The organism is Geobacter sp. AOG2, from assembly GCF_019972295.1.
GTDB lineage: Bacteria > Desulfobacterota > Desulfuromonadia > Geobacterales > Pseudopelobacteraceae > Oryzomonas.
The window spans coordinates 2,294,822-2,308,872 of sequence record NZ_BLJA01000001.1; the positions used below are offsets into that span (position 1 = coordinate 2,294,822).

General features: G+C 55.8%; 13 protein-coding genes. 6 read left to right on the forward strand and 7 right to left on the reverse strand.

Going from position 1 to position 14,051, the window contains the following annotated elements:
• Nucleotides 1–10: 10 nt before the first annotated feature.
• From LDN12_RS10380 to LDN12_RS10390, 3 genes are read left to right on the forward strand one after another with little or no spacing between them, the layout of a single operon-like run.
• Complete coding sequence (locus LDN12_RS10380; protein WP_223922606.1) at nt 11–1,942, forward strand: TonB-dependent siderophore receptor; 1,932 nt, start codon at nt 11–13, stop codon at nt 1,940–1,942.
• The gene (locus LDN12_RS10385; RefSeq protein ID WP_223922607.1) at nt 1,939–2,817 is read left to right on the forward strand and encodes an ABC transporter substrate-binding protein; all 879 of its coding nucleotides are present in this window, start codon (nt 1,939–1,941) and stop codon (nt 2,815–2,817) included. The genes LDN12_RS10380 and LDN12_RS10385 overlap by 4 nt, the downstream gene beginning before the upstream one ends.
• A complete protein-coding gene (locus LDN12_RS10390) occupies nt 2,814–4,424 on the forward strand; it encodes a sensor histidine kinase (protein WP_223922608.1) in 1,611 nt (536 codons plus the stop codon). The genes LDN12_RS10385 and LDN12_RS10390 overlap by 4 nt, the downstream gene beginning before the upstream one ends.
• Before the next feature lie 19 nt (nt 4,425–4,443).
• Here LDN12_RS10390 and LDN12_RS10395 read toward each other — a convergent pair whose 3' ends face one another.
• Together LDN12_RS10395 and LDN12_RS10400 are read right to left on the reverse strand one after the other, a co-directional pair.
• A complete protein-coding gene (locus LDN12_RS10395; protein ID WP_223922609.1) occupies nt 4,444–5,874 on the reverse strand; it encodes a sigma-54 dependent transcriptional regulator in 1,431 nt (476 codons plus the stop codon).
• A gap of 246 nt (nt 5,875–6,120) precedes the next feature.
• Entirely contained in the window at nt 6,121–7,059 is a 939-nt protein-coding gene (locus LDN12_RS10400) for a chemotaxis protein (protein WP_223922610.1), read from the reverse strand.
• Nucleotides 7,060–7,236: 177 nt separating this feature from the next.
• Here LDN12_RS10400 and trpE point away from each other — a divergent pair, with 177 nt between their 5' ends.
• Together trpE and LDN12_RS10410 are read left to right on the forward strand one after the other, a co-directional pair.
• Nucleotides 7,237–8,712 (forward strand): anthranilate synthase component I, encoded by a 1,476-nt coding sequence (trpE, locus tag LDN12_RS10405; RefSeq protein ID WP_223922611.1) that lies wholly within the window; start codon nt 7,237–7,239, stop codon nt 8,710–8,712.
• A 1-nt stretch (nt 8,713) separates the two neighbouring features.
• Nucleotides 8,714–9,286, forward strand: a complete 573-nt coding sequence (locus tag LDN12_RS10410; RefSeq protein ID WP_223924054.1) for an aminodeoxychorismate/anthranilate synthase component II — start codon at nt 8,714–8,716, stop codon at nt 9,284–9,286.
• A gap of 231 nt (nt 9,287–9,517) precedes the next feature.
• Here LDN12_RS10410 and rplI read toward each other — a convergent pair whose 3' ends face one another.
• The 5 genes from rplI to LDN12_RS10435 form a co-directional block, all read right to left on the reverse strand.
• Entirely contained in the window at nt 9,518–9,961 is a 444-nt protein-coding gene (gene rplI, locus LDN12_RS10415) for a 50S ribosomal protein L9 (RefSeq protein WP_223922612.1), read from the reverse strand.
• Nucleotides 9,962–9,986: 25 nt separating this feature from the next.
• A complete protein-coding gene (locus tag LDN12_RS10420; protein WP_223922613.1) occupies nt 9,987–10,916 on the reverse strand; it encodes a YybS family protein in 930 nt (309 codons plus the stop codon).
• Between the two features lie 37 nt (nt 10,917–10,953).
• Nucleotides 10,954–11,277 (reverse strand): 30S ribosomal protein S18, encoded by a 324-nt coding sequence (rpsR, locus tag LDN12_RS10425; protein ID WP_223922614.1) that lies wholly within the window; start codon nt 11,275–11,277, stop codon nt 10,954–10,956.
• Nucleotides 11,278–11,298: 21 nt separating this feature from the next.
• Nucleotides 11,299–11,685 carry a 30S ribosomal protein S6 gene (gene rpsF, locus LDN12_RS10430; RefSeq protein WP_223922615.1) on the reverse strand — a complete coding sequence of 129 codons (387 nt, stop codon included), beginning with the start codon at nt 11,683–11,685 and terminating at the stop codon, nt 11,299–11,301.
• A 188-nt stretch (nt 11,686–11,873) separates the two neighbouring features.
• Nucleotides 11,874–12,755, reverse strand: a complete 882-nt coding sequence (locus LDN12_RS10435) for a DUF2156 domain-containing protein (RefSeq protein ID WP_223922616.1) — start codon at nt 12,753–12,755, stop codon at nt 11,874–11,876.
• A 74-nt stretch (nt 12,756–12,829) separates the two neighbouring features.
• Here LDN12_RS10435 and LDN12_RS10440 point away from each other — a divergent pair, with 74 nt between their 5' ends.
• Nucleotides 12,830–14,023 (forward strand): pyridoxal phosphate-dependent aminotransferase, encoded by a 1,194-nt coding sequence (locus tag LDN12_RS10440; RefSeq protein WP_223922617.1) that lies wholly within the window; start codon nt 12,830–12,832, stop codon nt 14,021–14,023.
• Nucleotides 14,024–14,051: the final 28 nt, after the last annotated feature.

The following is a 14,051-nucleotide window of genomic DNA, read 5'->3' on the forward strand; positions in this document are numbered from 1 at the left end:
GGAGCAATCCATGAACAACTGTCAGGATACCAATAGGGTTCCCTACCTGCTGGACATTCGGTCGTTATTTCTGCTACTATCCCGCGCACGGAATCCTATCATGCCGCTCATCAAACCTCAACATACCATCAGCACCTTTTTAGTGGCCCTTTGCCTGGCTCTCGGCATCCTCGCCTGTCCGGCATGGGGGGAAGAGGCCGACGAGACTCTGGGGCTCTTCAGCGCCTGGCAGGAGGAGGCATCCACCGCCTCCCGCGCCCCCAAGCCGCTCTCCCAGACCGCCGAAAACGTCACCGTGGTCACGGCCCCGGAGATCGAGGCCATAAACGCCCACACCCTGGCCGACGTGCTGGACACCATCCCCGGCATCCAGATCCAGCACAACGGTGGTCCGGGAATCACGGCCTACACATTCATCCAAAGCACCGACTTCATCCATACCCAGGTGTATGTGGACGGGGTTTCAATCACCAACGTTTCCAGCGGTTTTTCCGATGTATCACTGATCCCGGCCAACATCATCGAGCGGGTCGAGATCGTCAAGGGGGCCGCCTCCTCGGCCTGGGGCCAGGCCTTGGGTGGAGTGATCAACGTCATCACCAAATCTCCCGAACGGGGCCGGACCATCAGCGGCACGGCTACCGCCTCCATCGGCGAGCGGACCACGACCGATGACAGTCTGGAACTGAGCGGCGCCAGGGGCAGGCTCGGGTACTACCTGTCCGGCAGCCTTCTGGACTCCAAAGGCGTGCTCCCCAATACCCGGATCGATTCCAACCGCGCCTATGCCAAGTTGGCCTACGACCTCCCCAATCACGGACAACTCTGGGGCACCTATTTCTACACCCATGCCGACATGGGGGATCTGCACGCCCCCGCCCCCGCCTATGACCTGGATGAAAAACCGGACAAACTTTTCATGCTGGGCTCGCTCGGAGTGCGCTACCCCCTGGGGGACCGGCTGGAGTTGGAGGTGAGCGGCCACCACTCCTTTAACAGAACCAACAACTCCTACTTTAACATCAGCGATGGCGCCATCTGGTCCTGGCAAACAAGCTTGCCGACGTCAATCGTAAAGGAGCAGGTAAGCGGCGCCAGCGCCAAGCTGGTCTGGCGAGGGGAAAACAACCTGCTGGTGGCCGGTAGCGATTACAACCATCTTGAACTGTTCAACAACTCATCCGACGGCAGCACCGTTAGCCCTTTTACCAGACGGGTTGACCGCTGGGGCATCTACCTGAACGATACCGTCACTGTTGGCCCCGTAAGCGTGACTCCCGGCGTCCGTTTTGATCACACCCAGACCGCCGGCGACCAATTCAGTCCCTCCATCGGTGCCACCTGGCAGCTGACAGGCGCTACGCTGTTGCGCGCCTACACGGCCCGCGGCTACGGACTCCCCGTGCTGGGACTGACCGATTCCCCGTCGGTGAAGATCTGGACCACCCAGGTCGGGGCCGAGAGTAGCGCAATACCGTACATCTGGGCAAAAGGGACCCTGTTCCGTAACCAAACTTGGGGTAATACCGTTGAACAGCACATGGCTCTGGGAACGGAGTTGGAAATACGTACCATCCCGGTTTGGAACACCTCGCTGGGAACCGGCTACACCTTTACCGACACCACCCGCACCAGTGACGGCAATGAAGTCAACAATTACGCCCGCCACACCGTGCAGGTGGCTCTGCGCTACAACGATAAAACCTACCGGGGCGTGCTGACCGGTCGCCATATATTCTGGAACTCCGATCCGTCGGAAAACGGCCACTACGGCGGCCTGCTTTGGGACCTGCACCTGGGTGCGACGCTGCTCAAGCGGGAAAACAGCTCGCTTGAGGTTTTCTTCTCCGCCCATAACCTGTTCAACGGCGCTCAGTACTATTTCGATCAGATACCAAACCCGGGCCGCTGGTTCGAGGGTGGCATGAGGGTGCGCTTTTGAGGATTCTGGCCGCCTTCATATTCTCCTGCGCTCTGCTGTTCCCCCTTGTGGCCGATGCCTACGACGTACTGGTGCTGCAAAGCCGCCGAGATCCAGCCTTCGACGAGGCCCTCTCCGGATTCCGAACCGGTCGCAATCTTTCGGAACGGCTAATAGTACTTGCCGATTATGTCGACGTGGACATCACCCGGATCGTTCGAGAAGACCAGCCTGCCCTGGTTCTGGCGCTGGGCGATAAAGCCCTGGAAGCGACCCGCAAACTGCGGCAAACTCCGGTTGTCGCCCTGATCTCTCTCGGCATCCACAATCGACACACATCTCACTCCAACCTGACCGGCATCGACATGTTTGCAGCGCCGGAACGTTACCTAACCCTGTTCCAGGGGATGAGAAAACATCGCATCGGATTGATCTTCCATCCCGCCAAAAGCGGCTGGTACGTGCAGCAGGCACGTCAGATTGCACAACGGATGGGGATAGAATTGGTGCTACGCGAGGTTTCGGTCCCGCGGGACACCTTGTTCCACCTCTCGTCCCTTGCCGGCAAGGTCGATGCGCTGTGGATGCTTCCCGACTCCACCGCAGTCACGCGCGAAACGGTTGAGGCCTATTTCCGGTTTTCCCAGGAGCATAACGTGCCGGTGGTGTCCTTTGCCAGTGCCTATCTGGGCCTGGGGGCGGCGGCGGTTCTGGAGATCGACCGCACCGAACTGGGCAGGCAGGCGGGCGACATGAGCTCGGCTATTCTCAAAGGCGCTGAAGCATCGGACATCCCCCTTGCCTACCCGCACAGGGTTCTGCTCAAGACCAACCCGAGCGTGCTCAAACATCTGGGAATAACAGCAGAACAAGCTATCATGAATCCACGGGAATGATCGTGTCGCCCGCCGCCAGATTCAAAAATTTCCGCGCCAGCTTCCAATTCAAGCTTTTTGCTATCTTTACCCTGTTGACCGCCCTCATGTCCGTCCTGTTCGGTTCCGCGTATATTTTTACCGAAATTCGCGAACAACGCATCTACGCAGGCAACCGGTGTCAACTGATGGCAACGCATCTGGCCGATGCGATCCGCTTGCCCTTGTTCGCCGAAAACAGTGACATGCTCCTACAGATCATTCAGGAAACCTCCCATACCTCCGACTTTCACGGCGTGACAATTCGTACCAATGACGGCAGGGTTCTAGCTGAGATACGCAAGCCCGTTTCCCGCAGCGACTCGGAATTGCTGAGCAAAACCGTGGAGGTGCGCAGTACCCCTCTGGGTTCATCCCCCGAGTCGGCGATCACCGGCAGTAATGAGCCGGTGGGGGCCTTGATCGGTACCGTGCGCCTCGACCTGGATACGACCGAACTGAGGGCGCGGACCCGACGTCTGATCATGGTGGCATCCGCCACAGCTTTCCTCTTCTGGATCACGGTCTCATCCCTCTGCTATCTTGCACTCCGTCAGGTAACCCGTTCCTTCAATGCCCTCATGCGCGGTCTGGAGTCCATGCAGGCAGGAAACTACGCCATCAGGATCGCCCCCGTCAGCAACGACGAACCGGGTCGGGCAGCCGTCGCCATCACGCTACTGGCAGCCTCTCTCCGGCATCGGGAAGAGGAAAACCATCGGTTGCAACAACAGTTGGTCGACGCCATGCGTCTTGAAGTCCAGAAGGAAAAGAAGCAGATCATGGCAAAGCTGATTCAGACCAACCGCATGACCTCCTTGGGACTCCTTGCCTCCAGCATGGCCCATGAAATCAACACGCCCAACGGCGCCATCAAACTTGCAGGACAGCAGGTTGCCAAAACATGGAAAAGCGCGATCCCCATACTTGAACGGGTTGCGGAGGAGGAAGGGGATTTCGTCCTTGGCGGAGCGGTATTCAGTCTGGTGCGGGATGAGGTGACCAAGGCCACGGAGGTCATTGCCCGATGTTCGGAACGGATTGAAAAAGTTGTCCAGGATATGAGGGACTACAACATCGGCGGACGGGGCGATGCCAGAGACCGTGTGAACCTCAACCAGGTGGTAATTGACGCACTTACCATTATCCGTGCCCATGGGCGCCACGGCACTATTGCGATTCAGAATGATCCGTATCCCGATCTGCCTGCGGTAACCGGCAACCGTTATCAGCTTGAACAGGTGGTTATCAACCTGATTCTGAACAGCATACAGGCCATGCCGGAATTGGGCAGCGGGATCATAACGATTGCATCAGGCTATAACAGTGCAGCTGAAGAGGTTTTCCTTACCGTAAAGGATAATGGAAAGGGGATTCAACCGGAGATCATGAGCCGCCTCATGGAGCCGTTTTTCTCTACCCGCATGGAAAGCGGCGGCAGCGGCCTTGGTCTGTACATATCAAACTTTATCGTGACCGAACATCACGGCCGACTGATATTTGAATCGAAGCCCGGCGAAGGTACTACCGTCAGTATAACTATTCCCATTGAACAGGGCACCTGCGACACGCCCGCACACCAGAGCTAGACCCGCCAGCACCTTCAAATCATTTTTCCAGTTCGGTGAGTTTTTTCTGCACCGTCTGTCGGCACACGCCGAGCAGGTCGGCCGCCGGTCCCTTCTTGCCCCCCGTAACCTTCAAGGCCTCTTCGAACATCAATTTCTCGATTTGCCCCATGGAAGGAAATGAAGGGAAAACCACATGCAGGCTGAACTGGCTGTTTGCAGCCTTGGCCCCTGCATCGATCATGGTTCTGGCCCTGATCACCATATCCGGGAAATCGCTCTGTACCAAGAGCCCGGTTTTATTGACCACAACGGCGCTGCTGACCTTATTGATGAGTTCGCGGACGTTACCGGGATAATCATAGTCTTCCAGCAGCCAGCGTAATTCGGTCGCGATCCTGGGCGGTTTTTTCCCCACGCTCTTCGCCGCCGCGTTGATATAATGGTTAACCAGCGGCAAAATATCCTCCCGCCGCTCCCGCAAGGGAGGTATATGCAGCCTGTGGTAACAAATCCGGTGATAGAGGTCTTCCCGAAACTGATTCTCGGCAACCAGCTTTTTGAAGTCCCGATTGGATGCCACGATGACCCGTGCGTCACTTTTCAGTAAAACATCCGAACCCAACCGATAATATTCGTTTTCCTGCAGGAGCCGCAGCAACTTTATCTGGGATTCAGGTGACAGATCTCCAATCTCGTCCAGGAATAGCGTTCCTCCCTGGGCCTTGGCAATCAACCCCTGCCGCAGCTCGCTCGCTCCGGTGAAAGAACCTTTTTTATGGCCGAAGAGTGTATCCTCAAACATATGCGCATCGAGCCCCGCAACATTCAGGGGGATAAAATTGCCCTGCAGGCCGCTGGCTTTGTGGATGGCGCGGGCGATCAACTCTTTGCCGACTCCGGTTTCGCCGGTGATCAGGACCGGGTAACGGGAAGGTGCTATGGTTTCGACCAGTTTGAAGATGGACAGCATCTTTTCACTACGGGTCAGGATATCCTTGAAAGCGTCCGGTTGGGCAATCGGGTCGCCCAGGAGATAGTTTTGGAGTTGTTGGTTCTGGTTTGATAACTCGAGGATTTTGAATGCGTTGTTGATGCTGGATATGAGCCTCGATGAATCGAGGGGTTTGGTGATATAGTCCATAGCCCCCTGTTTCATGCAACTTACCACTGTCTCCACATCGCTTACGCCGGTCATGATTATGACCGGTATATTCGGAAATTTCTGAGCGATGACCGGCAGAAGATCGACACCCGATACGCCCGGCATAATCCAGTCGAGAAAAATGGCCGAATAGATTCCTTTATCCAGTTCCGTCAACACCTGGTTGCTGTCGGTGAGGGTCACGATCTCGCAAATCGAATTGGAAAGGAGTACGAAACGAATCTCTTCCAGAAAATCGGCATTATCGTCCACGAACAGAACCAGCGGGACCTTGCCGTTTTTTTGCACTTTTTGTATGTCGGTCATCACTATTCCCTCCTGCCGCGGAATAATGCAAAATTATCGCCTAAAAGGCTCTATAACAACAAAAAACGCATCATCCAGCGAAGGAAGTTGCCAAACAGGATGTTTTTAGGGGTCTGAGACTTCTACTCAAGGGAAGTGGGCGGAAAGGCCCGGCGGGGATTCGGACCCTGGGCGGCACGTTAGAGACAAGGTGTCCATAAAAAAATGAAGCGCTACAGAACGGGGCTCTGGAAAAGCACATCCTACCTAGCGCGTCAACTCATCCGCCACCCTGACAAGATTGGGCAAGTCTGGTTTGGTTAGAATATAGTTGGCCCCAAGCCCGATCCACTTGCGTTTATTGTCCTCAGAGGCGAGGGATGAGAAAATCACGACCGGCAACGTCTTCAACGTTTCTTCCTTGCGAACGCACGAGGTCAGATGCAGGCCGTCCATCTGCGGCATCTCCACATCGGTAATCAACATGCTGATGTGGGATCTGAAATCGCTGCTGTCCTGGGCGCACTGAGTCACCCTGTTCTGGATGATGTCCCAAGCCTCGGCTCCGTTCTCCGCTTCGGTAACATTATAGCCGGCCGAACGCAGGGCATGACACAATGTGTTGCGGATAAACAGGGAATCGTCGGCAACCAATACCGTCTTGTGTGAACGGTCCACGTCTTCCGATGACAGCAGGGCGCTATCCTCGATCGGCCTGAGTGCACTCTCCGAACACAACTCCCCCACTATCTTCTCAAAGTCCAGTACCAAGATGATGCGGTCATCCATCTTGACAAGGCCGGTAACCTGATCACTGTGCACCGAATGGGCCGGTGGCTCGACGTTTTTCCAGGAGATACGGTAAATGCGGGAGACGGAATGAACCAAAACCCCAACCATCAGGTTGTTGAACTCGAGCACCACTACCCGGTCCGCCACCAAATCTCCCGTATCCTTGCCAAGCACCTGCGCAAGATTAATGACCGTGATGACTTTGTCCCGAAGCTTGATCATTCCTTCGACGCCCGGCTTGGCATTGACCACCCGAGACATTTGGGGAAGGCGGATAATCTCCCTAACCTTGGCCACATTGACGCCGTAATGGCAAGGCACCAGATTATTGCGGGCATCCATTTCATCGATCCTGAATTCAACGATCTCAAGTTCGTTGGTGTCGCTCTCCAGTAATATGTTGGTCTGTTTCATATCAGGACCCTTTGCGATGTTTTTTGAACTGGGCAGGCAGTATAGCAATGAATATGAGTGAAGGGAAGAACTTAAAAAAACAAACCCGGCAACGGCACAAACCCACTGAACTTGACTCTCCTCAGTGCCTGTGCTAGTTTTTTCAATCACCCTGATTCATTTATCGGAGCCACGCACATGTTTTTTCCCCCAATCGAAACCTTCTGTAGCCTGTCCCAAAAAGGCAACCTGATTCCGGTCTACCGGGAAATCATGGCTGATATGGATACGCCGGTCACCGCCTTCAAGAAACTCGACGACGGGCGTTTTTCCTTTCTGCTCGAAAGTATTGAGGGCGGTGAGAAATGGGGTCGCTACTCCTTTCTCGGCTCCAGCCCTTCACGCATCATCCGCTCCAAGGGCAACACCGTCGAGATCCTCGAGGACAACGTCACGACGACCGTCACCACCGATGATCCGTTAGATTCCATCCGCACCCTGCTGGCCCGTTTTTCCCCTGTGGAAGTCGAAGGGTTGCCACGCTTTTTCGGCGGCGCTGTCGGCTATCTGGGATACGACATGGTGCGCCATTTCGAACATCTGCCCACGGAAAAACCAGCCGCGCTGGATGCCTATGAAGCCTACTTTCTGGTGACCGACACTATCGTCATCTTCGACACCATGAGTCAAAAGATCAAGGTGGTCTCCAATGCTCATCTGGATGGCGACATAACCCCTGAAGAGGCATACCGGCAGGCGATGGATAAGATCGAGACCATCATCAGCAGGTTGCGCACCCCCCTATCACCGACTGCGACCATCACCTCTTGCGAGCCTGTTGAACTTCGCTCCAACGTCACTCGCGAGAATTACGAGGCCGCAGTGGAAAAGGCCAAGGAGTATGTCCGGGCCGGCGATATCATCCAGGTGGTTCCCTCCCAGCGTTTCAGCGGGCGGCTCTCAGCTGAACCGTTCGACGTCTACCGCGTGCTGCGTACCCTCAACCCCTCCCCCTATATGTTCTTTCTGAGATTGGACGATACGGTCATTGCCGGTGCGTCACCCGAGGTCATGGTGCGCAAGGAGGGAAACCGGGTCGAACTCCGCCCCATTGCCGGCACTCGCCCCCGCGGCGCCACGCCCCAAGAGGATGCGCGACTGGCCGAGGAATTGCTGGACGACCCTAAGGAGCGGGCCGAACATGTCATGCTGGTGGACCTGGGACGAAACGATCTGGGCAGAGTCTGCTCCACCGGGTCGGTCAGCGTTTCGGAACTGATGGTCATCGAGCGCTACTCCCACGTCATGCACATCGTGTCCAACGTGCAGGGCCGGTTGGACGAAGGCCATGATGCCTTCGATGTCGTGCGGGCTACGTTTCCGGCCGGTACCCTCTCCGGGGCACCGAAGATCAGGGCCATGGAGATCATCGACGAATTGGAACCGGTTCGCCGCGAAATCTACGGTGGCGCCGTGGGGTACTTCTCCTTTTCCGGCAACATGGACTTGGCCATCACCATCCGCACCTTGGTCATAAAGGACGGCATGGTGCACCTCCAGGCTGGAGGCGGAGTTGTGGCCGACTCCGACCCGGCGGCAGAATGGCAGGAGACAGTCAACAAGGCCATGGCCGCCCGGCGGGCGATCGAGATTGCCGAGAAAGGGCTTGAATAACATGCTGCTGATGATCGACAACTACGATTCCTTCACGTTTAATATCGTCCAGTATTTCGGCCAATTGGGCGAGGATGTACGCATCTTTCGCAACGACAAGATCACCCTGGAAGAGATCGAGGCCCTCCAACCGGGACGGCTGGTAATCTCTCCCGGCCCCTGTTCCCCCAGTGAAGCGGGCATATCGGTACGCGCGATCAAGCACTTCGCCGGCCGGATTCCGATTTTGGGCGTCTGCCTCGGCCATCAGGCCATCGGGGAGGCATTTGGGGGAAACGTGGTCCGCAGTGTTTCCCTGATGCATGGCAAGACTTCGCCGATCATCCACGATGGCCGGGAACTCTTTGCCGGTCTGCCGAACCCTTTTCAGGCCACCCGCTACCACTCCTTGGTGGTGGAGCGCAGCAGCTTACCCGACTGCCTTGAGGTCACCGCATGGGTTGAAAATGGCGAGATTATGGGGATGCGGCACCAAACCTTCCCTATCTGGGGTGTGCAGTTCCATCCCGAGTCGATTCTTACCGAAGGCGGGATGAAACTGCTGGAGAACTTCCTGAAGATAAGCCGCCAGTAAAGACAATCGGCAAAGACACATCTGCCACAGAGACACGGAGACACAGAGAAAAACAAAAGACTCCAACAGGCTGAAAACTGGATTCGAGTTATTCTCTCTTGAAGTCGTTACGCCTTTCTCTGAGTACCTCTGTGTCCCCGTGTCTCTGTGGCAAATTATGGTATTTTTATCACAAAAAAGCCCACCGGAAAGAATCCGGCGGGCTTTTGTTGTTTTACGATGAATCAGGACTTAGGCAGCCTTCACGGTTACCTTGAGGTTAGCAACGATTTCGGGGTGGATCTTGACTGGAACACTGACCTCGCCTACCTGTTTGATCGGCTCGGCAAGAACGATCTTTTTACGGTCGATATCAAAGCCTTTTCCCGTGAGGAATGCGGCGATCTCCATATTGGTAACGGAACCGAAGAGTTTCCCTTCCTCGCCAGCCTGGTGGACTAGATCAATGGCGAGCCCTTCCAGCTTGGCAGCCAGGGCACGGGCGGATTCCAGGGCTTTGTTCTTCTTGTAGGCCAACTGACGCTTGGCGTGCTCAAGCGCCTTGGCGTTCTTCTCGGTGGCCTCTATGGCGAAGCCCTTGGGGACCAAATAGTTGCGGGCATAGCCGGGGGCAACCTTGACGATGTCGCCGATGTGACCGAGGGTTTCGATGTTCTCCTTCAGAATGACCTTCATACTTCTCTCCTTTCGAGCCTGATTATTACAGGTTTTCCTGTTTTTTGGGGGTGCGGAAGTCTCCCCAGATATCAAATATACCGATGGCGGCAACAAAGGCCGCAAGATACGGTTGAACGAGCAGCATCACCCAAAGAAACACACGTATGATGCCGGTAAAGGCCTGCCGGGCAATAATCGCCAGAATTACTGCCAGACCCTGCAAAAAATAGAGTGTTGTCATTATTACCAGCAGATTGAGAGCCGGTATCGTGACAAGCAGACTGGGAACCAGCATGGCAAAGCCAGCGACAATCAGAACCCAGACTAGTGGTTCCGGTAGCCGAAGTTCCCTGAAGTCGCCCAACTGGAAGCGGTACCCCATCAGGAAGGCCGGCCGGCGTATCAGAGCCAGATTGCATCCTGCCACGATCCCCAGCAGAATCGTCACCAATGACGGATAGATTCTGATAACCAGGGCGGCGGCCAAATCCATGGACTGCTTAACCATGGACAAATCTTCCCCTTTGACGCCGCTCTTTTCATACAGGGCCAGCGCCCGGGAGATACTCGTTGAGATCTCGCCGGAAAGGGATTGATGCAGATTCAGTCCGCTGACCTGGGTAAAAATAAAAGCGGCAGCGGCCAAGACCGCCACACTGACACCTGTTGTCCAGGCAATGGTCCGGGCTGCGCCATAACCCCGCAACAGCAATTCCGGCAGCACCAGGGCGATAATCCCGCACTGCAACAGATATACTGCCGCCGCATTGACCCCGAATACCGCCGTCAAAGCGGTAACAGCGGTCAGAAGGATGATGAGCGCAATGCTACGCCCATGGCGCAAACGGAAATACATCACCGGGAACGGTGCCAGAATCCCCGAAAAGAAACCGACGGGCGGTATCACGAAAGACGCCGCAAACAACGCGAACGTTCCTGCGGCGCCCACCAAAACTGCTGTAAGCCGTGCCATGACGGAACCGGCCCTTGTGCTCAAGTCCATTCAGCCCCTAGGACAGCGCATGGTTTGAGGCAATCGGCAAGAGCGCCAGGTTACGGGCGCGCTTGATGGCCTCGGTAATTTCCCTCTGGTGCTTCGCGCAATTACCGGAAATACGACGGGGAACGATCTTGCCGCGCTCCGAGATAAAGTAGCGGAGGGTACGAGGTTCTTTGTAATCAATGGTCAGGTTCTTCTCGGCGCAGAAACGGCAAACCTTCCTGCGCTGAAACGGACGACGCTTGCGGGGGCCGCCGGGGCCGCCGGAGGGGCGCTGACCGCCGGAGCCGCCTGCCGGACGCTGATATGGGGTGCTGGGTCTTTCGTCGCTCATGATAGTATATCCTCCAGGAAATTATTCGTTTGCCGCTTCAACGACAACAGCTGCCTCTTCAACAGCCTCGACCGTTTCAGCTTCAGCCACGGGAGCCTTCTTCTCGACAGCCTTCTCGGGCTCCCCGGTAATGTTGACGCTTTGGTACCGGAGCACCTTTTCGTTAAGCCTGAGACGCCGTTCCAACTCGGCGATCATCTCCGGCCCACCATCAAAGCGCAGGTAGTAGTAGCGCCCCCTGGCAAACTTCCTGATGGGGTATGCCAGTTTCCTGACACCCCAGTCGTCCAGCCTGAAGCACTCGCCATTGTACGACGAGATGACCTCTTGAATCTTGGCGCCGATGTTTTTTATCTCGTCTTCGCCAAGTTCCGGCTGGAGGATGAAAATGGTTTCATACTTCCTCATGTGATTATTCCTCCTCACGGTTTTCGAGCCCCGGTCCTGCCCGGAGCAAGGAGATGCGGCACGGATGCCGTCTTTTAAAGAACAGGTTATATACAATATTTTCCTGGTGATTGCAAACTATTTATCAAAAACCGAACCAGTTCGAGTCACCTCCCCAGCGGGGGAAGGCTGGAGTAGGGGAAAACACTTCATACTGCCCGTCGAACCCGAATTTTTTTGATTAACTCGACCGGATGATAGGACAGTTTGGCATTACGCAACCCGGCATCCCCCAGGTCCTGTTCGCGGTTCACGAATCGACAGTCCTCAAACAAGAGACGGCTGAACTCACGGTTGATAAGCTGTGACAGACCTTCCATGAAGGGATCGGTTTTTTCAAAATGACACACCGCAGTATCGGTGTTGAGCCGCTCCCCAAGGCTAAAAGCCTTGACCTCCCCGTCAACGGTTACTACTACTCCTTCCAGTCCCAGCAGTTCCGCCTTTTCCACAGCCTCGGCGGTGGCCTCGACCTCCAGTCCGAAAGAGGGTTTCTCCTCCCCGGCAACCATGCCCCTCCATACTTCCAGCAGGTTACGGCACCCAACCCGATACTGTTCCGAGAATGGCACCACATCGTAATCGTGGCGGATGGCAAAATAGTTGATACGATTCTTTTTCTTATGGAAGCGATTACCCGGCAGGGTGGCCAGTTCTTCCCGCAAGTAGAGATAATCGAACGCATCCCGCTCCTCGACCGCGACCACCCCTCCCCGCTTCAGGCACCGCTCCGCGAGTGTTTCATCTGCACCATAGAGATCCAAGTTGTCGCCCCACATCGCCTCAAGAGCCTCTTCCACGTCACCCCCCAGAGGCGGCATGCAGTATCGCTCGCCCGAATAGCCGCGCCCCAGCACCACCAGGGATTCCCCCACCATGGTCAACCGGTAGTCATGGGCGGCACGAAACAAGTACAAGCCCGCAAAGGTCAACTCGGATACGCGGGGCTGAAGAATGGAGAATTTAACGTCCAGCAAGGCCTTGTCGGCAAGATCGAGCGGCTTCGACTCGGGGTAGGACGGAATTTCCATTGAGTTCTCCAGAATGGTTGTAGTAATAATATCAGGATAATCTTACCAGAAAAGGCACCAGGGAGGAAACAACCATGGCAATCGCCACCAAAATCGCCGGATTCATCTCACGCTCATCCTGGATTCGCAAGATGTTCGAGGAGGGAGAAGTCCTGCGCGAGGAATACGGTGCCGACAACGTCTACGATTTCACCTTGGGAAACCCGGATGTGGACCCGCCCGAAGCCTTCAACCGCGAGTTATTGACCTTGGCGCAGCATCCCCTGCCCGGCATGCACAGCTACATGAACAATGCAGGGTACGCTGAAACCCGGGCCGCCGTGGCTGCGAAACTGGCCAGGGATTCCGGGCTGCCGGTCACAGCCTCCCACGTTGTAATGACCTGCGGCGCGGGAGGGGCGCTCAACGTGGTGCTCAAGACCATCCTCAATCCGGGGGAAGAGGTCATCATTCTGGCCCCTTATTTTGTGGAATACAAATTCTATATCGACAATCACGGCGGAATTCCGGTGGAGGTCTGGACCGACCGCGCCACCTTCCAACTCGACATCGGCGCCATTGAGAAGGCGCTCACACTAAAGACGCGGGCAATCATCATTTGCTCACCCAACAACCCGACCGGGGTTGTCTACTCGGCGGAAAGCCTGCGCCAACTCGGCGAACTTCTGCAAAAGGCCCAACAGAAGACCAGCCACCACATCTATGTTATTTCCGATGAACCCTATGCCCGCATCTCCTATGACGGCAGACATGTCCCCAATATTTTCCCTCTGGTGGAAAACGCCGTCATCGTCACATCCCACAGCAAGGATCTGGCCCTGCCAGGGGAGCGGATCGGCTACCTGGCCATCAACCCCACCATGGCCACCGCCATGCAATTCATGGAAGGCGCCATCTTCAGCAATCGGGTGCTGGGTTTTGTCAATGCGCCAGCCCTCATGCAGCGCTTGGTGGCTAAATTACAGGACGAATCGGTGGATATCGGCCTGTATCAGACAAAACGCGATCTTCTGGTCAACGAACTGACGTCAATGGGGTTCGAACTAGTCAAACCGGACGGCGCCTTTTATCTTTTTCCCGTCTCACCGCTGGCTGATGACGTGGCATTCATCAAACTGGCCCAGAAACACCGCATCCTCCTGGTGCCGGGAAGCGGATTCGGGGCACCGGGCTTTTTCAGGATCGCCTACTGCGTGGACAAAGGGATGATCGAACGGAGCCTGCCGGCTTGGCGCGCGCTGGCCAAAGAGGTGGGATTGCGAGGGTAGACTCTTACGGAAAAATTATCAACCTCCT